We start from the raw sequence: 18,885 nt of genomic DNA, 5'->3' as shown, positions 1-18,885 counted from the left end.
TCCGTCGGCGGCAGCGTCAGATGTGTATAAGAGACAGAGCGTGAGAGGGGCGGAACGTGAAGGGACGATTGGGACAACGGCGGGTACTTTTCGGGCGGGATTGGGATTTGTGATCTGTGCGGGTTTTTGGCGGGTGGCGCTGCGCTTACCCGCCCTACATACCGCGATGCGTTCAGGAAACCGGTACTTTCTGCGCCCGATACGCGCTGGGCGAGCAACCCGTCAGGCGATTGAAAAACCGGGCGAAATAGGCCGGATCTTTAAATCCCAGCTGCCAGGCAATCTCGCTGACCGCGCTGTCGGAAAACAGCAGCAGGCGCCTGGCCTCGCGCAGCTGCCGGTCGAAGATCAGCCGTTTCGGCGAGCGGTTGGCGAAGCGGCGGCAGATGTCCGTCAGGCGGGATTCGGTGAGGTGCAGTTCGCTGGCGTATTCCGGTACCGTCCAGTGCTGGTGATAGTGGGTGTCGATCAGCTGGGTAAAGCGCTGGAACAGCTTCAGCTCGCCGCGCATCCCGCTGGCCGCGTGGTCGTCGAGCTTCGCGTTGCGCAGCAGCAGGGTAAATACCGCCTGAGCCAGCAGGACCAGCGTATGCTCACGGCCCGGCAGCTGCGCCGTGGATTCCCGGGCAATGAGCTGCCAGTAGTGCTTCAGCGCCGTCAGCTCGTCAGGCTTGTCGGCAAGCGACAGGCAGATCCCCGGCAGGCCGAACGCTTCCCGCGTGCCGGGGTAGAGCACCTCCAGCAGCGGCCAGATGAGATCCTCGCGCACCGTCAGCACGTGGCCGTCGCTGTCGGATTCGGTGATAAACGCGTGCGGCACCGACGGCGGCGTCAGCACAAACAGCGGCGCCTGCACCGAATAGCGGTGGTCGTCGAGCTGGAGCTCAATCTGCCCGGTGTCGAGAAAGTGCATCTGAAAATACTGGTCGTGACGATGCGCCTGCATGTCGCGGCCAAAAAAGGCCGCCATGCGGGCGAACGACTGATAGTGCACGTCGTCGGTGCCCAGACTTTCGTCGTACTCCTTGCTGATATCAATGTTGGCGATAGGGCTCTGGCACATGATCGTTCCTCTGTTGAACCCGCTGCGTCATTGGGATGCGCGTCAGCACCAGCGCGCCGACCACCAGCAGACCCGCCACGAACCACAGCCCAGAGCTGAAGCTGCCGGTCGCGTCGCGCAGGATCCCAATCAGCAGCGGGCTGACGGCGGATCCGACGTTACCGATGGCGTTGATCACCGCCAGCGCCACCGCGCGTGACTGCAGGCTAATAACCTGGTCCGGAGTGGTCCAGAATATCGCCATGGCGGTAAACGATCCGGTTGAGGCCATGATGATGCCAAGCAGCTGGATCAGGCTGTGATCGGTCACGGAGGCCAGCATCCATCCCGCCGCGGCAAACAGGTACGGCAGGATGGTGTGCTTTTTTCGCTCTTTCAGCCTGTCGGAGCGGCGACTCCACCAGATCATCCCGAGGATGGTACAAAACTGCGGGATCGCCGCCAGCAGGCCAATCACGATATTGCTGCTGCCGGTGTTGAAGCTTTGCAGGATCTGCGGCGTCCAGATGTTGATCGCGCTCAGCGTATTGGTCAGACAGAAGTAGGCCAGCGTGTAGAGCAGCACGGCGGGCGTAAGCACCTCGCGCAGCGTCGAGCGCGGCGTGACGGATTGGGCGATGGCGACCTCCTGCTCGCGCGCGATCATCGTTTTCAGCGCCTGCTTTTCGTCTTCATCCAGCCAGGTGGCCTGATCCGGCGTGTCGTTGAGGTAAAACCAGGTCACCACTCCGAGCACCACCGACGGCAACCCCTCCAGCAGAAACAGCCACTGCCAGCCCTTCAGGTTCCACAGCCCGTCCATCGCCAGAATATACCCGGAGAGGATCGAGCCAAGCATCATGGTCACCGGCATGGCGATCATAAACAGCGCGTTGGCGCGGGCGCGGTGATAGGCCGGGAACCACCAGGTGAGATAGACCAAAATCCCTGGCAGGAAACCGGCTTCCGCAATGCCCACCAGCATGCGCAGGACGTAAAGCGTTTCGGGGCTGGTGGCGAACATGGTGCAGGTGGAGGCGATGCCCCACACCACCATGATCCCGGCGATCCAGCGGCGTGCGCCGACCTTCGCCAGCATGATGTTGCTGGGGATCCCGCACAGCACGTAGGTGACGTAAAACAGCGTCGCGGCCAGGCCAAACATGGTCGACGTGAGGCCCAGATCTTTGCCCATCGTCAGCCCGGCAAAGCCGATGTTGATGCGATCGAGAAACGAGAAAACAAACAGGATAAAGAGAAACACGATCAAACGACGGAACAGCTTATTTATTGCGCGATGTTCTACATCTTTATTATGCAGGGTTGAGGTCGTCATGTTGCGCTCCACATCGTACGTTTAGTAGACGGATTTATTGTTATCAACTGCTGTGGTGACGTCGGTAAAGCGGGCCGCCAGCGCTTCGGCGCTGCGGGCGAGCAGGGTGGTATCCACACCGACCGCCACAAACAATGCGCCGAGGCCGAGATAGCGTTTCGCCAGCTGTTCATTCGCCATCAGGATGCCGGGCGCTTTGCCCGCGCTGAGGATCTGCGCGATCGCCTGTTCGATGGCGGCCTGCACCTCCGGGTGCTGCGGATTGCCGGCAAAGCCCATGTCGGCGCTCAGATCCGCCGGGCCGATAAACACGCCGTCGACGCCTTCCACGTCCAGGATCTGCGGCAGGTTTTTCAGCGCCTCGCGGGTTTCGATCTGCACCAGCACGCACATGGCGTCGTTAGCCTGATGCAGGTAATCCGGGATGCGGTTCCAGCGCGACGCGCGCGCCAGGGCGCTGCCGACGCCGCGAATGCCCGCAGGCGGGTAGCGGGTGGCGCTTACCGCCAGCCGCGCCTCGTCAGCGTTTTGCACCATCGGCACCAGCAGGGTTTGCGCCCCCACGTCCAGCAGCTGCTTGATCTGCACCGGATCGTTCCACGACGGGCGCACCACCGGCTGGCTGGGATAAGGGGCGATAGCCTGGAGCTGAGTCAGGACGGTCTGCACGCTGTTCGGCGCGTGCTCGCCGTCGATCAGCAGCCAGTCAAAACCGGCCCCGGCCAGCAGCTCTGCGCTGTAGCTGCTGGTCAGCCCCAGCCATAAACCGATTTGCGGGCGGCCCGCCTTCAGCGCCGCTTTGAATGCGTTTTGCATGGTCGCCTCCTTATACAAAGCGACAGCTGATGGAGCCCATGTTGCCGTAGTCAACATGGAAGGTGTCGCCTCTGCTGGCGGCAACCGGACGGGTAAACGAGCCGCCGAGGATGATTTGTCCGGGCTCAAGCTGCACGTCGTACGGCGCGAGCTTGTTCGCCAGCCACGCCACGCCGTTCGCCGGGTGGTTAAGCACGCCAGCGGCGACGCCGGTCTCTTCGATCACGCCGTTGCGGTAGAGCAGGGCGGAGATCCAGCGCAGATCCAGCGCGTCGGGCTTAATCGGACGACCGCCGAGGATCACCCCGGCGTTGGCGGCGTTGTCGGAGATGGTGTCGAACACCTTGCGCGGGCGCTGGGTCTCCGGGTCAACGTTGTGGCAGCGGGCGTCGATCAGCTCCAGCGCGGGGATGACGTAGTCCGTGGCGTTGTAGACGTCGAAGATCGTGCAGTTCGGGCCGCGCAGCGGTTTTGCCAGCACGAAGGCCAGCTCCACTTCAATGCGCGGGACGATAAAGCGATCGACGGGGATGTCGCTGCCGTCGTGGAAGAACATGTCGTCCAGCAGCGCGCCGTAGTCCGGCTCGCTAATCTGCGAGCTGGCCTGCATCGCTTTCGAGGTGAGGCCAATCTTGTGGCCTTTCAGCACGCGGCCTTCGGCAATTTTCAGGCTCACCCATTCGCGCTGTACGGCGTAGGCGTCTTCGATGGTGATCTCCGGGTACTCCAGCGAGATCGCGCGGATCTGCTCCCGGGACTGTTCCGCCTGATGCAGGCGCTGGGCGATCAGGGTATGGGTGTGTTTGTCGAGCATGGCGATATCCTGTTTTTGCCGGGTGGCGCGTAGCGATCCCGGCCTACGTTCTTGGCCGTTGTAGGCCCGGTAAGCGAAGCGCCACCGGGCGAGCAGACGGCTACTTAAACAACGCGTGCACGTTGTTTTGTTTGTAGTTGAGCGTCGGATCGAGTTCTTCCATGGCGAACGACAGCGCCAGATAGCGCTCCGCCATCAGCGCCGCGAAGTGGGTTTTGATCAGCGCAAACAGCATCTCCCCCACGGCTTCCCGGCTCTCCAGGCTTCGCCCGGCGCCGATCTTCAGCGTCATATGCACAAAGGCGTAATCATGCTTACCGTCCGCCATCTGCCAGGTGTCCAGCCAGTGGGCGCGGCTGCGGATGCCGCCGAGCGGGAAGATCTCCGTGGCGGCCAGCGCCTCGTTCACTTTGGCGAACAGCCCCGGCAGGTCGGCCTGCGCGCGGATGTTGTCGGTACATTCAGCAATAAAGTGCGGCATAACAACTCCTTATGCGGGAAGCGGGAAAACGGCGTTGACCTGGCCGGTGCCGGAGCTGGCGAACAGCTCGGTGAGGAACTCCACCTTGCCGTCGTATTTATCCCAGCCCAGCATCCCCAGCAGCATCACCGTGTCGTGCATGTTGCCCTCGCCGTAGCAGTAGTCGGCGTACTCCGGCAGCATGCTGCAAAACTCTTTAAACTGGCCTTCGCGCCACAGCTTGACCACGCGCTCGTCCATCTGACGGTCGAACTCGCGGGTGAAGCTGTTCATCCCTTCTTCCGCACGCTGGTCGTCGATAAAGCGGTGCGAGAGCGAGCCGCTGGCGAGCACCGCCACGGTGCCGTCGTACTTTTCAATGGCGCTGACGATGGCCTCGCCCAGCCTGCGGCTGTCGGCAAAGTCGTGAACCGTGCAGAACGCGGAGATGGAGAGCACTTTGAAGTGCTTATCCGCGTTCATGTAGCGCATCGGCACCAGCGTGCCGTACTCCAGCTTGAGGCTCGGGATGTTGTGCGCCTTGGCGCGCACGCCGAGCTTCACCGCTTCGTCGGCGATCAGCTGCCCGAGCTCCGGGTTGCCGTCGTAGTCGTAGGTCATGTCGCGGATAAAGTGCGGCAGCTCGTTGCTGGTGTAGACGCCCGAAAAATGCTCCGCACAGTTGATGTGGTACGCGCTGTTCACCAGCCAGTGGGTGTCGAACACGATGATGGTGTCCACGCCCAGCTCGCGGCAGCGCTTGCTGATCTCTTTATGCCCGTCGATGGCGGACTGGCGGCAGCCGTGGTTTTTCCCCGGCAGCTCGGAAAGATACATCGACGGCACGTGGGTGATTTTTGCCGCTAACGCTAGCTTGCCCATTGTCAGATCCCCCATTTTGGAATCGGATGGTCGCCCATGGAGATGCAGACGTTCTTCATCTCCGCGAACACTTCAAAGCTGTACTCGCCGCCCTCGCGGCCGGTGCCGGAGGCCTTAACGCCGCCAAACGGCTGGCGCAGGTCGCGCACGTTCTGGGTGTTGACGAACACCATGCCCGCTTCAATGTTGCGCGCCAGACGGAGCACCTTGCTGACGTCCTGGGTCCAGATGTACGACGCCAGGCCGTACTCCACGTCGTTCGCCAGACGCAGGCCTTCCGCCTCGTCCTTAAACGGCAGCAGACAGGCCACCGGCCCGAAGATCTCCTCCTGCGCCACGCGCATGCGGTTGTCGACGTCCGCCAGCACCGTCGGGCGCAGGAAGTTGCCGCCTTTCAGGTGTGCAGGCAGATCGGTCGGTTTGTCCGGGCCGCCCGCCAGCAGGGTGGCGCCTTCCTCGATGCCGAGGCGGATATAGCCGGAGACTTTCTCCCAGTGCTGCTGGCTGATGAGCGCGCCAATCTGGGTGTTCGGATCGGTCGGATCGCCCACGCGCAGGCGATTGGCGCGTTCGGCGAAGCGCTTGACGAACTCCGGGTAAATGCTCTGCTGGATGAAGATGCGCGAGCCCGCGGTGCAGCGCTCGCCGTTGATGGAGAAGATGGTGAACAGCGCGGCGTCCAGCGCGCGCTCGATGTCCGCATCTTCAAAAATCAGCACCGGGGATTTGCCGCCCAGCTCCATGGAATATTTCTTCAGCCCGGCGTTTTTCATGATGTTGCGCCCGGTGGCGGTGCCGCCGGTGAAGGAGACGGCGCGCACGTCGTGGTGGCGCACCAGCGCGTCGCCTGCCGTCGCCCCGTATCCCTGCACCACGTTCAGCACGCCCGCCGGAATGCCCGCCTCCAGCGCCAGCTCGCCCAGACGGTCGGCGGTCAGCGGCGAGAGTTCAGACATCTTCAGCACCGCGGTGTTGCCCAGCGCCAGGCACGGCGCGACCTTCCAGGTGGCGGTCATAAACGGCACGTTCCACGGCGATACCAGCGCGCAGACGCCCACCGGCTGCACCAGGGTGTAGTTGAGCATTTTGTCGTCGACCGGGTAGGTTTTGCCGTTCATCTGCTGGCACACCTCGGCGAAGAACTCGAAGTTGTGCGAGGCGCGCGGGATGAGTACATTTTTGGTCTGGTGGATCGGCAGGCCGGTGTCGGCGGTTTCCATGGCGGCGATCTCGGGCACGTTCTGGTCGATCAGATCCCCCAGGCGACGCATCAGGCGCGCGCGCTCCTTCATCGGCAGGTTGGCCCATTTCGGGAACGCCTCTTTAGCGGCGGCAACGGCCTGATGAATTTCCGCTTCACCGCCGGAGGCGACTTCCGCTAATACCTCGCCGGAGGCCGGATTAGTGGTATGGAAGTACTCGCTTCCGGCGACGTTTTTACCGTTGATCCAGTGGTTAATCTTTTTCATTTTGCAGTCTCCTCGCTGACAATCCGGTTCACCAGGCGGCCCACGCCTTCCACTTCCACCACCACTTCATCGCCCGGCACCACGTCGGACAGCCCCTTCGGCGTGCCGGTGGCGATCATGTCGCCCGGCTGTAGGGTCATAAAATCGCTCAGATACGCAATCAGGTAAGGAATGCTGAAAATGAGATCGGCGGTGGTGCCTTCCTGACGCAGTTCGCCGTTGACGTAAGTGCGAAGACGAAGGTTGTGCGGGTCAGGGATGGCTTCTTTTGGCACGATGTTCGGGCTGATGGGGGTTAATCCGTCGCGGCTTTTGACCCGCAGGTTCGGGCGGTAGTAATTTTCCAGGTAGTCGCGGATGGCGTAGTCGTTGCAGACCGTGTAGCCCGCGACATACTCCATCGCCTCGGCTTCGCTCACCTTACGCGCGGTTTTACCGATTACCACCACCAGCTCCGCCTCGTAGTGCATGTATTCGATATTGTTCGGGCGCACCGAGGTCTGGTTGTCGCCATTGAAGGTGTTCGGCGCTTTGATAAACACCAGCGGCTCGGTGGGCGGCTTGAAGTCCAGCTCGCTGGCATGATCGGCGTAGTTAAGACCGAGGGCGAACAGCGTGGCGTGTTCAGGCGTGCGGTGGGAAAGGGCAACGTCGCGCTCGTTCACCACCGGGTTTTCCAGCGGCGGGAAACCTTCTGCAAGAATGCGTACCCGATCGCCCGGGCGGATCTCCACACGGCTTTGCGGCGTGCCGAGCAATATCGTATCGCCGGGATTGAGGGTGGCGAATTCGCTCAGGGCGCTCAGCAGTTCGGCGGCGCTGCGCTGCAGATCGGCGGTGTTCCAGTGGTCCGCTTCGCGGCCGTTGATCTCGGTGATGATGGTCAGGTTGTCGACGTTATCAACGGCGGCCAGCTCGCCAAGCGGGCAAAAGCCGTCCCGGCATTTGGCCTTAATGGCCGGACGGTAGAAGCTCTCTTCCGGCAGGCTCACCTCGTTGGCCAGCGCATATCCCGCGATGTAGGCCGCGGCGTCCTCTACGCGCACCCTGCTGGCGGTTTTACCCACAACCAGCGCCACCGTCGCGCCGCTTAACACCGTTTCCCCCTGCGGGAAAGGAATGGGCTCGCCCGCGCGAATCACCGTGTTGTGCGGTTTGATAAACCACACCGGCGTTTTTGGCGGCGTGTTGTAAGGGGCTTTTTCAAACGCCTCAGCCCAGGCTTCTTGCTGACTTTGGTGGTTCAGCGCGACGGCAAATACGGTACCTTTCATTCACCTACTCCTCACCCCGACGGTCCGGGTTATGATTTCATTAATATGTTAATGATCTGTTTTTATGCTTTTGCTGTTTATTTCGCAATCAGAAGTGAAGAATTTGTGATATGAATAACAATAAATTTACATTATGCATTTTAATCCTATGTAAATCAGTTGATTAATAAAAACGAATGGTTTCTGTTAGACTTTCTGGCAGGAAACGTGTTGTTTATAAAAACATCTTTTATGAATTGTTTACTTGTTAATGATGTGAAGGGGAGAGGCTATGCATGATTCATTAACCATCGCGCTTTTGCAGGCGCGGGAAGCGGCGATGTCGTACTTCCGTCCGATTGTGAAGCGGCATAACCTCACCGAGCAGCAGTGGCGCATCGTGCGCGTGCTGGCTGAACATCCGTCGATGGATTTTCACGATCTGGCGTTTCGCACCTGTATTCTGCGCCCGAGCCTGACCGGCATTCTGACGCGCATGGAGCGCGACGGCCTGGTGCTGCGCTTAAAGCCGGTGAACGACCAGCGCAAGCTGTACGTGTCGCTGACCAAAGAGGGAAATGCGCTGTACGAGCACGCCCAGGCGCAGGTGGAAGAGGCGTATCAGCAGATTGAGGCGGAATACACCCCGGAGAAGATGAAGCAGCTGACGGCGCTGCTGGAAGAGTTTATTGAACTCGGGAACCGGCATAACGCAGCGCGGGAAGAAGAGTAAAAACCACAAATTCCAGGATGATTTTCGTAAAGTTTTCCCTTTCCAGGCCGAAAATTCTGTATCTGTCTGAGGAAAGAGAAAACATGTTAAACCGTATCAAGATTGTCACCAGCTTAATGCTGGTTTTAGCGATATTTGGCCTTTTACAACTCACATCCGGTGGTCTTTTCTTTAATGCTCTGAAGAATGACAAAGAGAATTTCACCGTCCTGCAAACCATTCGTCAGCAACAATCCACCCTTAACGGGAGCTGGGTTGCGCTGCTGCAAACCCGTAATACCCTGAACCGCGCGGGCATCCGCTACATGATGGATCAGAACAATATCGGCAGCGGCGCGACCGTTAACGATCTGATGCAGATTGCGTCTGCCTCGCTGAAACAGGCGGAAAAAAACTGGGCTGACTATGAAGCCCTGCCGCGCGACCCGCGTCAGAGTGACGCCGCTGCGCTGGAAATAAAACGTAACTACGATATCTACCACGGTGCGCTGGCTGAGCTAATTCAGCTGCTGGGGGCGGGCAAAATCAACGCCTTCTTCGACCAGCCGACCCAGAGCTACCAGGATGGATTCGAGAAGCAGTACGTGAGCTACCTGCAGCAGAACGACAAGCTGTACCAGATGGCGGTTGAAGACAGCAACAGCTCTTACACTCAGGCTATCTGGGTGCTGATCAGCGTGCTGGTTGCCGTGCTGGTGGTGATTGTGGCCGTCTGGCTGGGTATCAAGCAGGCGCTGATCTCTCCGCTGACGCGTCTCATTGACAATATTCGCCACATCGCCAGCGGCGACCTGGTGAAGCGCATCGACGTGGAAGGCTCTAACGAGATGGGCGAACTGGCCGACTCGCTGCGTCATATGCAGGGCGAGCTGGTGCGTACCGTGGGCGACGTGCGTAACGGCGCGAACGCTATCTATAGCGGCGCGAGCGAAATCGCGATGGGCAATAACGACCTCTCTTCCCGTACTGAACAGCAGGCCGCTTCCCTGGAAGAGACCGCTGCCAGCATGGAGCAGCTGACGGCGACCGTTAAGCAGAACGCCGAGAACGCCCGTCAGGCGAGCCACCTGGCGCTAAGCGCGTCTGAAACCGCGCAGAAGGGCGGCAAGGTGGTGGACAACGTGGTGCAAACCATGCGTGACATCGCGGGCAGTTCGCAGAAAATTGCCGATATCATCAGCGTGATCGACGGCATTGCCTTCCAGACCAACATCCTGGCGCTGAACGCGGCGGTAGAAGCGGCGCGTGCGGGCGAACAGGGTCGTGGATTTGCGGTGGTGGCAGGGGAAGTGCGTAACCTGGCCCAGCGCAGCGCTCAGGCAGCACGTGAGATCAAGAGCCTGATTGAAGACTCCGTGGGACGCGTGGAAGTGGGTTCAACGCTGGTGGAAAGCGCCGGTGAAACCATGGGTGAGATCGTGAATGCGGTGACCCGCGTGACCGATATCATGGGCGAGATTGCCTCTGCGTCCGACGAGCAGAGCCGCGGTATCGACCAGGTGGGCCTGGCCGTGGCAGAGATGGACCGCGTGACCCAGCAGAACGCCTCGCTGGTAGAAGAGTCAGCCGCAGCGGCGGCGGCGCTGGAAGAGCAGGCGAGCCGTCTGACGCAGGCCGTGGCAGTGTTCCGCATTCAGCAGGAGCAGATGAAGGCGCGCGATTTCGCTGCCGCGAAAAGCGTTGCCGCGCCGGTGATGTCGCGTAAAGTCGCGACGGCGGACGCGGGCGATAACTGGGAAACGTTCTGATCCAGCGCGTTGTGCCGGGTGGCGGCTACGTCTTACCCGGCCAACGGAAGCTTGCTGTAGGCCCGGTAAGCGAAGCGCCACCGGGCGATATCAAAGCGGCAGGCGCATGGCGCAGCGGGAGTCATACGCTAAACCGTGCGCCGTCTCTTCTTCGCGTTTTTCACGCAATTCAGGCGTCAGCCTCGTCATCATTTCAAACCCCAGCCGCGCATAGAAGGGCGCATTCCACGGCACGTCCCGGAACGTCGTCAACGTCAGCGATCTCAGCCCCTTTTGGCGGGCATGGTCAGCCGCACAGGCGATGAGCTGCCGACCGATCCCTTTTCCCTGCCAGGCCAGATCGACCGAGAGCTCCACAATAAACAGCGACGAAGGGTGCGCTTCAGTGAGAATAAACCCCACGGGACGGTCGTTCGCCAGCGCCAGCCAGCTTAGCCCCCGTTCGGCATAGTCGAGATGCTGTTCAGCGGAAATGACCTCGCCATCGGCAAGCCAGGCGAGGTCGGGGTAGTCACGAAAACGCTCACCCGCCGCGCGCTCAATGGCGGGCAGGGCGGCAACGTCGTCAATGCATGTAGGCCGAACGGTGAGGTTAAGGGTGACCATTAGCCTGCGCGACTCACGATTTTAATTTCAACCATGCCGATCCCGAGCTGGCGCGGTGAATGGCCGAGAATATTTCCTTCATTGGTGGACTGCGGGTCTGGCGGCACAATCACCAGGGTACTGCTGCGCGATGGATTCTCAAAATGCAGGGTGTGAGTGCTTACGTCATTTCCAAGCGTCAGCGTCTGCTCTTGATCGCCCACGCGCACCGGTACGGGTTTATTCGCGTTAGGCCCGTACGCCCTGGCCGTGATCACCAGATCAAATTGTTCCGGCAGTGGATGGGTGTACTCAATTTTCACCTCGTTGCCCAGCTGCGCGTTTGACCAGCGTCCCCACGACTCCGGACGGGAGATGCCGCTAAACTGCTTCACCTCTTCGGGCGCGCCGGCCACGTTAAAGATAAAGCTGTCCGCTTTATAGCGGATGTCGTTGTCGACGATTTTCAGCATGTCGATGTTTTGCTGATAGCGAGCCGTATCAATCACCGTATCTTTAAAGGCGGTTTTGCCTTTCCACTGGGCTTTGTCGACATGCTGCACGGTTTGCTCCCCGCCAAGCTGGCCCTGAGAGACGCACCAGTCCGTAGAGAGCGCCAGCGGCTGCGACCAGAGCTGACCCATTTTGTAACACCGGTCAATCCAGACGAAGTTATCGCGAGGGGCGAAATCGGCCAGCTGGAAGCGCAGCGGCGCGGAATACTCGCTTTCCGGCAGCGGTTCGACGCGACTATCCGACACGCGCACCAGCAGCGGCAGGCGGAAATTGCTGCCGGAGAAGGCAACGGTGTTTTTATCCCGATCGACGGTGAAGTCTTTCATCTCTTTCGGGAAATTCCACAGGCGGATGATGTCGGGCTTCCAGGCGAGAATTTTTTCCTTCATGTTGAGGAACACTTCCGACAGGGATTGCCCCGACAGCGTGCTGCGCCCGAGGCCAATAAAGTTGTCGCCCCCCAGAATGTCCAGCACGGTTGCGCCGTTATCCATGGAGTTGCGTTTGGTGGCGATTAACTCCTGCTGCGGCTGGTCGCCGCGCAGCACGAAGAACAGGTTGCTGCGATCCTGCTTGCTGAGTTGGTCCCACGCGCTGTTTTTCATTGCCAGATGGTCAGACGATACGACGATGACGGTGTTTTTAAACCACGGCGAGGCTTTGATTTTCTCGACCAGCGCGGCGATGTGCTCCTGGCTACAGGTTACGGCGCTGAAAGACTTGTTGTTTTTGCCGTCCACGTCATAGCTTTTTCGCTTACAGGTGCGCGAGACGAACCCGTCCGGATGGTGCGTATCTACCGTCAGCGCAAAGAGAGAAAAACGCTTCCCGGCACGGGAAAGTTCCTCGAATTTCTTCCAGGTTTCGTCCAGCACCGTATCGTCATAGAAGCCCCAGTCGTTGCGGTAGGTGGGATCGGCAACCGTCGTTTTTAACTCTTCTGAGCCATACAGGTGGTCAAAACCGTGGGATTTCAGGAACACATCTTTTCCGGCAAAGCGCAGGTTTGCTCCCTGCATAAAGTAGTTTTCATAGCCGGAGTTTTTCAGGATATCGCCCAGGCAAATATTCTGCGGGAAGAACGTCGACATCGAGGCGGAGGCGTTGCCTTCAAAAGGTGCGAACAGCGGGATACCGCACTGGGAGGCCACCATCCCGGCGATAGTGTAATCCGTGCCGGGTAACTGCATGGTGTGGCTGAAATCGAGACCTTCGTTTTTCAGCGCGCCCAGTTCCGGCGTGAGGTTCGGAAACGCATCGTTATCAAAGTAGGTACGCTCCAGGCTTTCACCGTAGATGTAGACCAGATTGAGCTTCGGGTTGGCGATCGTTTTCGACGGCTCTTTATAGTAGGCCACGAAGTCCGGATCGCCGTCGCGCGACTGGGATTTTACAAGCTCGGTGATCTGATGAAACGCGGGGCTGGCGTCAACGGAGGCCAGCGCCAGGAAAAGCGCCAGCAGGCTGTAGCCATGATGGTGAGGAAGATGGCGACGGCGGCGCAGCACCCAGGCGAGCGCGCCGAATATCGTCACCAGCGCCACGATCAGTCCCAGCCCTGGAAGGATGTATTTACCTACTCCCGCGCCCGTCAGGCTGTTCGTCAGGGTGTAGAGCACAGCATCGTTAATGCCGTCGCCGGTGAAGTAATCGCTGGCGTATAAGGTAATGTTTAAAACGATAAAAATGCCGAGCACCACCAGCGTGGCGATAAACCACCAGGTGTTACGGCCGGCTTTCCAGGCATAAACGCCGACGGAAGCCAGAAAAAGGATAAGAGAGATGAATTCTGACAACAGCATATCCTCATGACGCCAGGTGCTTCGCTGGCTAACTGTTTATTTTTGGTAAGACAATTTAATGGCGATGTCGTTTAGCTGCAATTTTAGTGTCACGAAAGTGTGCTGTTGTTAGGATTTGGTTTATAAAATCGTTTTTATGAGGATGGTCGCATCCTGACTAACGGACGCTGAGACGGTGGCAGGTAGGTAAAACGCTCGTTTAACGCCGCGATGCAAGCCTATCGCATTAAACGCGGCGTGTTGTGGCAGAAAATGGGGCGGATCAGGAGATGAAATTAACGCCTTGTTTCAGCACCAGATCGCAGGCTTTGGTTTTCACCTGTTTTGCCAGGGCGGAGTTGCCGAGGGTGCTTAGATTAAGCTGTTGGCCGTTTTGCGCGTTAAGCAGGCCCTGAATGCCGTCCATATAGCTGGTGTCCGCTTTTTGCTCCTGCGTGTCGAGACCCAGTTTACCCAGCACCTGGTTTTTCACGTTTTGCGCGTCGGTCACCGAGGCCAGCTTTTGCTTAGCGCAATATTCCAGAATCCCCGCCGCGTTGTTCATCGTGCCCGCGCTCAGGCTCTGGGAACTGTTGCTCAGCAGGCTGGTGAGAGAAGAGGCCGAGAGCCCGCCCTGGGCGCTGCTGCTCTCTTTGGTCAGCTCATTCGCGGCGCTTGACAGGGACTCCTGCCACGAAGCCGCTTGTGCTGCGCCGGTAATCAGCAGCGCGCCTAAAAAGGTGCTGATAAGAATCTGTTTTTTCATAATGGCTTTCTCAAAAAGGTCCGTTTTGGGCCGGAAGGGGTTCCAGTATATACCTGCGCCCTGCTGGCGATTCCTGGAACTGTCTTAATACTCTTTGCCGGTGACGCGGCTGCGGTAACTGTCCCAGTCGAAAATGACATACAGACTGTTGCCCAGCTTCATGCGGTCCATGACGCGTTCGCCCAGTAAGCGGGTCATCTCGTCAATGTTGTGGTTCGTCAGCATCCCGGTGGGACGTTTGGACGAAGAGCGGCGATCGACTATCTGGTTAATGATGACCTTTTCATAACGGGATTCGGTCTGAACGCCAATCTCGTCGATGACCAGTAGATCGACATTGCTCAGATCGTTAAGAAGCTGCTCTTCGCTGGTTTCACGGTTGCTGAAGGTGTCTTTCATGGCGGACATGATATCGGCCACGGTGATGATGAGGACCGATTTACCGCGCAGAAGCAGTTCGTTGCAGATGGCGGCCGCGAGGTGGTTTTTACCTGTGCCCGGCTTGCCGCTAAAAATGAAGCTGGCGATATTGCCGTCAAATTCATCCACGTACTGACGCGCGGCGGCAAGCGCGTTCATCTGCCCGCTGGTCTCAATTTTATAGTTATCAAACGAGCAGTTCTGATGCAGGGGACGAATACCGGAGCGGTTAAAGGTGCGCTGCATTTTCATTGCCCGGTTTTCGCGGGCGAGCGCGGCGGCACGAATTTTACCTTGCTCCTTTTGCCACGCCAGCAGCTCTTCACCCGTGGTGAAGGCGGGCTTCACGTTGGCTGGCATCATCTTTTGCAGACGTTTCATCAGGTCGCCGACGTTCTTCATTTCGCACCTCGGAATCCACTCGGGATCTGTTTATCCGGTTCTGAAAACGTGTTGATATCGCGCTTAGGCTGGCCATTGTTACTGGCGCGGGTAATTTGAAGATGACGCGCGAGCTTTTGCTGCCACTGAACGTGGGTGAACACTTTGCCTTCCGCCTGCCACCAGGCGATAAACGCGGCGAGCTCTTCCGCGGTAGCTGGCTGAGTTAACGCAATGCCCCACAATGCTGCCTGCCGCTGAAAATCTGCGTCAGGCTGCCAGCCCGCGTACAGGACAAATTTGCCCATCGGAACGGTTAGCGGGGTATTGACCGGTTCCTCAAAAAACTGGTTATCCAGCGTGACGTCGCTTGCCGGACGTGATATCTGCGCTTCGATCTCCAGAAGTTGCGCCAGACGTTCCGGCGTGATTGCGTAAAACGCCGGCGCGTTGTCGGCAAAAACCGCAACCGTGCCGCCTTCGGCGTGGGTCAACACACCGCGTGGGTCGCGCATAAAGGCATCAATGCCAGCAATGCTGGTGGTCAGAATTCTGGAGGACATAACGCTTACTCAACTGATTACTACGGGCGTGATATGGGCTTATGGTAGCACAGAGAGGGGAGGGGATGGAGGGGATTTCCCCGGTGGCGCTGCGCTTACCGGGGCTACAGTCGTAGGCCTGAAAAGCGCAGCGCCATCAGGCAGTTATCACGCGATGATATTCAGCGTCACGTCGATGTTGCCGCGGGTCGCGTTAGAGTACGGGCAAACGATATGCGCCGCATCGACCAGCTTTTTGGCTTCCGCAGGATCCATACCTTCAACGTGGATATTCAGTTTTGCTTCGATACCGAAACCGGTCGGCAGCGGGCCGATACCCACTTCGCCTTCAATAAACGCTTCTTTTGGCAGGGTAAATTTGTCGCGAGCCGCCACAAACTTCATCGCGCCCAGGAAGCAGGCAGAGTAACCCGCAGCAAACAGCTGCTCAGGGTTCGTGACTTCTCCACCCATACCGCCCATCTCTTTGGGCACGCCCAGTTTAACGTCCAGTACGCCATCGGAAGAGGTCGCGCGGCCGTCACGGCCCCCGGTTGCTTTTGCTTTGGCGGTATAAACAACTTTTTCTAAAGACATGGCAGGTTCCTCATCTTGCTTTATATGCGCTATTAAATAGCGTGCGATGTATATGGGTAGATAAGAACGCGTAAAGTATAGCCTTACGCGCGTTGAATCTGTTGTCGCAAAAGTTCCAGCTGCTGCTTGAGCGCCAGCATGGTGTCGGTATCACACTGTGCAGCGCACCCCACCGCGTGTGGGATACCCAGTGCCTGCTGCTGAAGTTCACGTCCGGCTTCAGTCAGCGTGACGGCGACCTGACGCTCATCTTTACGCGAGCGGTGGCGGTTGATTAGCCCTGCGCTTTCCAGACGCTTCAGAAGCGGCGTCAGCGTTGCGGAGTCAAGGAACAGCCGTTCGCCGATGTCCGACACCGTCACGTCATCCTGCTCCCACAGCACCAGCATCACCAGATATTGCGGGTAAGTCAGGTTTAGCGGCGCCAGCAGTTGCCGGTACAGCTTATTAAGCGCCAGATTTGCCGAATAGAGGGCAAAACAGAGCTGGTTATCCAGCAGGAGCGCAGCGGTCGTGTCGTTCGTTTTTGCGTTCATGAAATGAATATAGATTGTGCGCGATTTAATTGCAAGCAATTTTAGGGGCAGGTATAACGCAGCGCCACCTGAACGGCCATTTTACGGTAGTGCTGGCGCTGGGCCTGCTCGTCTGCACCCTCTTCAAACAGCAGGGTGAAGGTGTAGCTGTTGGCAACGTAGTGAAAGCTGAAGCTGCTGATCAGACGGTGAAGGTCGCGGGCGTCAACCGTCTGGCTGAAAAGCTGTTTTTCTTTGCCTCGGCGCAGGATACCTTCCAGCAGGTCGAGCGCGCTGCGGTTGACCTGCCGCAGATAGTTTGACTGCTGCATAAAACGGCCGCGCTGCATGTTTTCCATGCAGATAATGCGGATGTAATCCGGGTGGTCGGCATGATAGTCAAAGGTGGCTTCAACCAGATGGACCAGCGCTTCGACGGGAGGCATATCCGCCAGGCTAAGCGCCTTTTCACTGGCGCGAATTTGGGTGTAAACGTACTCCAGGACGAGCAGGTAGAGATTTTCTTTGTTTTTAAAATGGTAAACGACCATGCGTTTTGTGGTACCTGCTTTCTCCGCGATCTGCTCCATGCGGGCGCCGTTCAGTCCAAATTCGGCAAACAGCGCGATAGCGCTCTGAAAAATTTTCTCTTTCAGGCTCGATTCTTCACTGTGATCGGGGTGTTCGCTGCCAGAGTTAGCCACATCCTTTCCTTATTTTTACCAAACGGACCAGAAAGATTATCTCCACGGCAGCGAAATAACACAAATATCAAACGCGCGGGCGTTTGCGGTAGAGCCATAGCCCGGGTATCGACAGCCCGATAGAGAGCGCACCGACGATGGAGGACGCCTTAAGAAAGTTGCTAAGGAGAAGGATCATCTGCGGCTCGGTGTAGCCAAAATGGCTGATTTTCACCGCGGAAATCATCGCCGTATAGGCAGATATGCCGGGGAACATCGGGATAACGGCGGCGACGGTGAACACTTTCGGATGCGCCAGATACCAGCGCGACCACTGAATACCGATGCTGCCGACCAGCATAGAGGCGATAAACGTCGACCATTCGATGTTAAAGCCCGCCGTCATCATCACCATTCGCGAGCCGTGGCCAATTGCGCCCAGCAGCGCACACCACGGCAGAGCGCGTTGCGGAACGTTAAATACCATCGCAAAGCCGACGGCAGGAATGGCAGCCAGGGCCATGTCCTGTGCCAGCGCCAGCAGAAAATCTATCACGCCCATCCTCGTAACCCCCACAGCGTCATCGCCATCACCACGCCGATGCAGGTCGCCAGCGTCAGCAGGCTGGCGATAGCCCAGCGTGCCAGCCCGGTATTGATGTGCCCTTTAAACATGTCGGCAACGGCGTTAATCAGCGGGAAGCCCGGCACCAGCAGAAGCACGCTGGCGGCCATCGCAATCGTCGGGGTAGCGGCAAACTGCGGCAGGCGCAGCAGCAGGCCAGACACCGTAGTGGCAACAAACGCGGTAATGCAGAAGTTAATTTGTGGGTGCAACTGCCGGTGCGTCAGCAGCTGGCGCACGTACATGGCGATGCTGCTAGCGAAAAAGGTGACGATCGCGCCGTCCCAGCCGCCTTTATTGAGCTTACAAAAACAGGCGCATGACAGCCCCACCATGAGCACGACCAGCCAGCGTGGATAACGTAATGGCTTGATTTGGTTAAAACGTTTTTCAATCTCCTTGAGATCGAGAAGCTTATGCTCAGCCAGGATGACGATGTGCTGGACCTCGGTTACAACGTGCATATTAATGCCGCGGTCGTGATTTTTACGGGTGGACGTAAGACACTGCCCGTCTTTAATGGTGGTCAGCACAATGGCGTTGGACGAGATAGCGCTCTCAACGCTGTCCATTCCCAGCGCCAGCCCCAGCCGGGTTGAGAGCTCCTCGACCAGCGCGCTTTCCGCGCCGTGCTGGAGCAGAAAAAGACCGCACTGAATACAGAGCCGCGTGATAGCACGTTGCGTTGACCGATCTGCCTGCATGTATTGTCCCGAAGATAAGGTGAATAGTTGCCGGTTGGCCCGTAATGCCTACTTTTAGCACAAAGTGCAGTGGCTCTTGCTGTGGGTCAGATCAAGGTTTATGCAAACAGTTACCCCCCTCGTCACGACGACTTACAGGATTAATTTATTAATACGATGAATTATTAATTTGAAATAATAAAATATTTGTACTGTCTCTTATACACATCTGACGCTG

The 18,885-nt window shown here is 58.3% G+C and carries 20 protein-coding genes; 2 read left to right on the top strand and 18 right to left on the bottom strand.

Going from position 1 to position 18,885, the window contains the following annotated elements; translation table 11 throughout:
- Positions 1 to 172: 172 nt before the first annotated feature.
- The 8 genes from hpaA to hpaG form a co-directional block, all read right to left on the bottom strand.
- A complete protein-coding gene (gene hpaA, locus HBA26_RS21245) occupies positions 173 to 1,063 on the bottom strand; it encodes a 4-hydroxyphenylacetate catabolism regulatory protein HpaA (RefSeq protein ID WP_028015398.1) in 891 nt (296 codons plus the stop codon).
- Positions 1,035 to 2,378 (bottom strand): 4-hydroxyphenylacetate permease, encoded by a 1,344-nt coding sequence (gene hpaX / locus HBA26_RS21240; protein WP_045259531.1) that lies wholly within the window; start codon positions 2,376 to 2,378, stop codon positions 1,035 to 1,037. The genes hpaA and hpaX overlap by 29 nt, the downstream gene beginning before the upstream one ends.
- 21 nt (positions 2,379 to 2,399) lie before the next feature.
- Positions 2,400 to 3,194, bottom strand: coding sequence for a 4-hydroxy-2-oxoheptanedioate aldolase (hpaI, locus tag HBA26_RS21235; RefSeq protein ID WP_041911315.1), 795 nt, complete (start codon positions 3,192 to 3,194; stop codon positions 2,400 to 2,402).
- Between the two features lie 10 nt (positions 3,195 to 3,204).
- A complete protein-coding gene (hpaH, locus tag HBA26_RS21230) occupies positions 3,205 to 4,008 on the bottom strand; it encodes a 2-oxo-hept-4-ene-1,7-dioate hydratase (protein ID WP_048957186.1) in 804 nt (267 codons plus the stop codon).
- A 100-nt stretch (positions 4,009 to 4,108) separates the two neighbouring features.
- Positions 4,109 to 4,489, bottom strand: a complete 381-nt coding sequence (locus tag HBA26_RS21225) for a 5-carboxymethyl-2-hydroxymuconate Delta-isomerase (protein ID WP_126345418.1) — start codon at positions 4,487 to 4,489, stop codon at positions 4,109 to 4,111.
- A gap of 9 nt (positions 4,490 to 4,498) precedes the next feature.
- A complete protein-coding gene (gene hpaD / locus HBA26_RS21220) occupies positions 4,499 to 5,350 on the bottom strand; it encodes a 3,4-dihydroxyphenylacetate 2,3-dioxygenase (RefSeq protein ID WP_166721035.1) in 852 nt (283 codons plus the stop codon).
- 2 nt (positions 5,351 to 5,352) lie between these two features.
- Complete coding sequence (gene hpaE, locus HBA26_RS21215) at positions 5,353 to 6,819, bottom strand: 5-carboxymethyl-2-hydroxymuconate semialdehyde dehydrogenase (protein WP_045400869.1); 1,467 nt, start codon at positions 6,817 to 6,819, stop codon at positions 5,353 to 5,355.
- Positions 6,816 to 8,093 carry a 4-hydroxyphenylacetate degradation bifunctional isomerase/decarboxylase gene (gene hpaG, locus HBA26_RS21210; protein WP_048959797.1) on the bottom strand — a complete coding sequence of 426 codons (1,278 nt, stop codon included), beginning with the start codon at positions 8,091 to 8,093 and terminating at the stop codon, positions 6,816 to 6,818. The genes hpaE and hpaG overlap by 4 nt, the downstream gene beginning before the upstream one ends.
- Positions 8,094 to 8,364: 271 nt before the next feature.
- Between hpaG and hpaR the strand changes: the two genes are divergently transcribed.
- Positions 8,365 to 8,805 carry a homoprotocatechuate degradation operon regulator HpaR gene (hpaR, locus tag HBA26_RS21205; RefSeq protein ID WP_023334396.1) on the top strand — a complete coding sequence of 147 codons (441 nt, stop codon included), beginning with the start codon at positions 8,365 to 8,367 and terminating at the stop codon, positions 8,803 to 8,805.
- Positions 8,806 to 8,888: 83 nt separating this feature from the next.
- On the top strand, positions 8,889 to 10,553 hold the full coding sequence (tsr, locus tag HBA26_RS21200; protein ID WP_126345420.1) for a methyl-accepting chemotaxis protein: 1,665 nt from the start codon (positions 8,889 to 8,891) through the stop codon (positions 10,551 to 10,553).
- A gap of 90 nt (positions 10,554 to 10,643) precedes the next feature.
- On the opposite strand, the gene HBA26_RS21195 is transcribed toward tsr, so the two are convergent.
- The 10 genes from HBA26_RS21195 to HBA26_RS21150 form a co-directional block, all read right to left on the bottom strand.
- Entirely contained in the window at positions 10,644 to 11,159 is a 516-nt protein-coding gene (locus HBA26_RS21195) for a GNAT family N-acetyltransferase (RefSeq protein WP_126345421.1), read from the bottom strand.
- The gene (opgB, locus tag HBA26_RS21190; protein ID WP_126345422.1) at positions 11,159 to 13,450 is read right to left on the bottom strand and encodes a phosphatidylglycerol--membrane-oligosaccharide glycerophosphotransferase; all 2,292 of its coding nucleotides are present in this window, start codon (positions 13,448 to 13,450) and stop codon (positions 11,159 to 11,161) included. Before opgB ends, HBA26_RS21195 begins: the two co-directional genes overlap by 1 nt.
- Positions 13,451 to 13,718: 268 nt before the next feature.
- On the bottom strand, positions 13,719 to 14,201 hold the full coding sequence (locus HBA26_RS21185; RefSeq protein ID WP_028015416.1) for a DUF2501 domain-containing protein: 483 nt from the start codon (positions 14,199 to 14,201) through the stop codon (positions 13,719 to 13,721).
- A gap of 84 nt (positions 14,202 to 14,285) precedes the next feature.
- Positions 14,286 to 15,023: a DNA replication protein DnaC gene (dnaC, locus tag HBA26_RS21180; RefSeq protein WP_028015417.1), complete on the bottom strand. Its 738-nt coding sequence runs from the start codon at positions 15,021 to 15,023 to the stop codon at positions 14,286 to 14,288.
- Entirely contained in the window at positions 15,020 to 15,565 is a 546-nt protein-coding gene (gene dnaT / locus HBA26_RS21175; protein WP_126345423.1) for a primosomal protein DnaT, read from the bottom strand. The genes dnaC and dnaT overlap by 4 nt, the downstream gene beginning before the upstream one ends.
- Before the next feature lie 147 nt (positions 15,566 to 15,712).
- The gene (locus tag HBA26_RS21170; protein ID WP_013095463.1) at positions 15,713 to 16,141 is read right to left on the bottom strand and encodes an organic hydroperoxide resistance protein; all 429 of its coding nucleotides are present in this window, start codon (positions 16,139 to 16,141) and stop codon (positions 15,713 to 15,715) included.
- An 83-nt stretch (positions 16,142 to 16,224) separates the two neighbouring features.
- On the bottom strand, positions 16,225 to 16,677 hold the full coding sequence (locus HBA26_RS21165) for a MarR family transcriptional regulator (protein ID WP_028015419.1): 453 nt from the start codon (positions 16,675 to 16,677) through the stop codon (positions 16,225 to 16,227).
- 41 nt (positions 16,678 to 16,718) lie between these two features.
- Positions 16,719 to 17,360, bottom strand: a complete 642-nt coding sequence (locus tag HBA26_RS21160; protein ID WP_028015420.1) for a TetR family transcriptional regulator — start codon at positions 17,358 to 17,360, stop codon at positions 16,719 to 16,721.
- 67 nt (positions 17,361 to 17,427) lie between these two features.
- Positions 17,428 to 17,901 carry a threonine/serine exporter gene (locus tag HBA26_RS21155; protein WP_041911301.1) on the bottom strand — a complete coding sequence of 158 codons (474 nt, stop codon included), beginning with the start codon at positions 17,899 to 17,901 and terminating at the stop codon, positions 17,428 to 17,430.
- Positions 17,892 to 18,668 (bottom strand): threonine/serine exporter ThrE family protein, encoded by a 777-nt coding sequence (locus HBA26_RS21150; RefSeq protein ID WP_028015422.1) that lies wholly within the window; start codon positions 18,666 to 18,668, stop codon positions 17,892 to 17,894. The genes HBA26_RS21155 and HBA26_RS21150 overlap by 10 nt, the downstream gene beginning before the upstream one ends.
- Positions 18,669 to 18,885 lie beyond the last annotated feature (217 nt).

The sequence above is a fragment of the Enterobacter sp. 725m/11 genome, from assembly GCF_011683705.1.
Taxonomy (GTDB): Bacteria; Pseudomonadota; Gammaproteobacteria; order Enterobacterales; family Enterobacteriaceae; genus Enterobacter; species Enterobacter bugandensis.
The sequence above is the reverse complement of the archived record's forward strand: the minus strand, read 5'-3'. Positions and strand labels throughout refer to the sequence as shown.

Coding starts and splice junctions, on each gene's coding strand:
- HBA26_RS21155 (WP_041911301.1), bottom strand. CDS start 17,901: ATGGGCGTGATAGATTTTCTGCTGGCGCTGGCACAGGACATGGCCCTG.
- hpaD (WP_166721035.1), bottom strand. CDS start 5,350: ATGGGCAAGCTAGCGTTAGCGGCAAAAATCACCCACGTGCCGTCGATG.
- HBA26_RS21195 (WP_126345421.1), bottom strand. CDS start 11,159: ATGGTCACCCTTAACCTCACCGTTCGGCCTACATGCATTGACGACGTT.
- hpaE (WP_045400869.1), bottom strand. CDS start 6,819: ATGAAAAAGATTAACCACTGGATCAACGGTAAAAACGTCGCCGGAAGC.
- hpaH (WP_048957186.1), bottom strand. CDS start 4,008: ATGCTCGACAAACACACCCATACCCTGATCGCCCAGCGCCTGCATCAG.
- HBA26_RS21170 (WP_013095463.1), bottom strand. CDS start 16,141: ATGTCTTTAGAAAAAGTTGTTTATACCGCCAAAGCAAAAGCAACCGGG.
- hpaG (WP_048959797.1), bottom strand. CDS start 8,093: ATGAAAGGTACCGTATTTGCCGTCGCGCTGAACCACCAAAGTCAGCAA.
- HBA26_RS21185 (WP_028015416.1), bottom strand. CDS start 14,201: ATGAAAAAACAGATTCTTATCAGCACCTTTTTAGGCGCGCTGCTGATT.
- hpaX (WP_045259531.1), bottom strand. CDS start 2,378: ATGACGACCTCAACCCTGCATAATAAAGATGTAGAACATCGCGCAATA.
- hpaA (WP_028015398.1), bottom strand. CDS start 1,063: ATGTGCCAGAGCCCTATCGCCAACATTGATATCAGCAAGGAGTACGAC.
- dnaT (WP_126345423.1), bottom strand. CDS start 15,565: ATGTCCTCCAGAATTCTGACCACCAGCATTGCTGGCATTGATGCCTTT.
- HBA26_RS21150 (WP_028015422.1), bottom strand. CDS start 18,668: ATGCAGGCAGATCGGTCAACGCAACGTGCTATCACGCGGCTCTGTATT.
- HBA26_RS21165 (WP_028015419.1), bottom strand. CDS start 16,677: ATGAACGCAAAAACGAACGACACGACCGCTGCGCTCCTGCTGGATAAC.
- hpaR (WP_023334396.1), top strand. CDS start 8,365: ATGCATGATTCATTAACCATCGCGCTTTTGCAGGCGCGGGAAGCGGCG.
- HBA26_RS21225 (WP_126345418.1), bottom strand. CDS start 4,489: ATGCCGCACTTTATTGCTGAATGTACCGACAACATCCGCGCGCAGGCC.
- tsr (WP_126345420.1), top strand. CDS start 8,889: ATGTTAAACCGTATCAAGATTGTCACCAGCTTAATGCTGGTTTTAGCG.
- dnaC (WP_028015417.1), bottom strand. CDS start 15,023: ATGAAGAACGTCGGCGACCTGATGAAACGTCTGCAAAAGATGATGCCA.
- hpaI (WP_041911315.1), bottom strand. CDS start 3,194: ATGCAAAACGCATTCAAAGCGGCGCTGAAGGCGGGCCGCCCGCAAATC.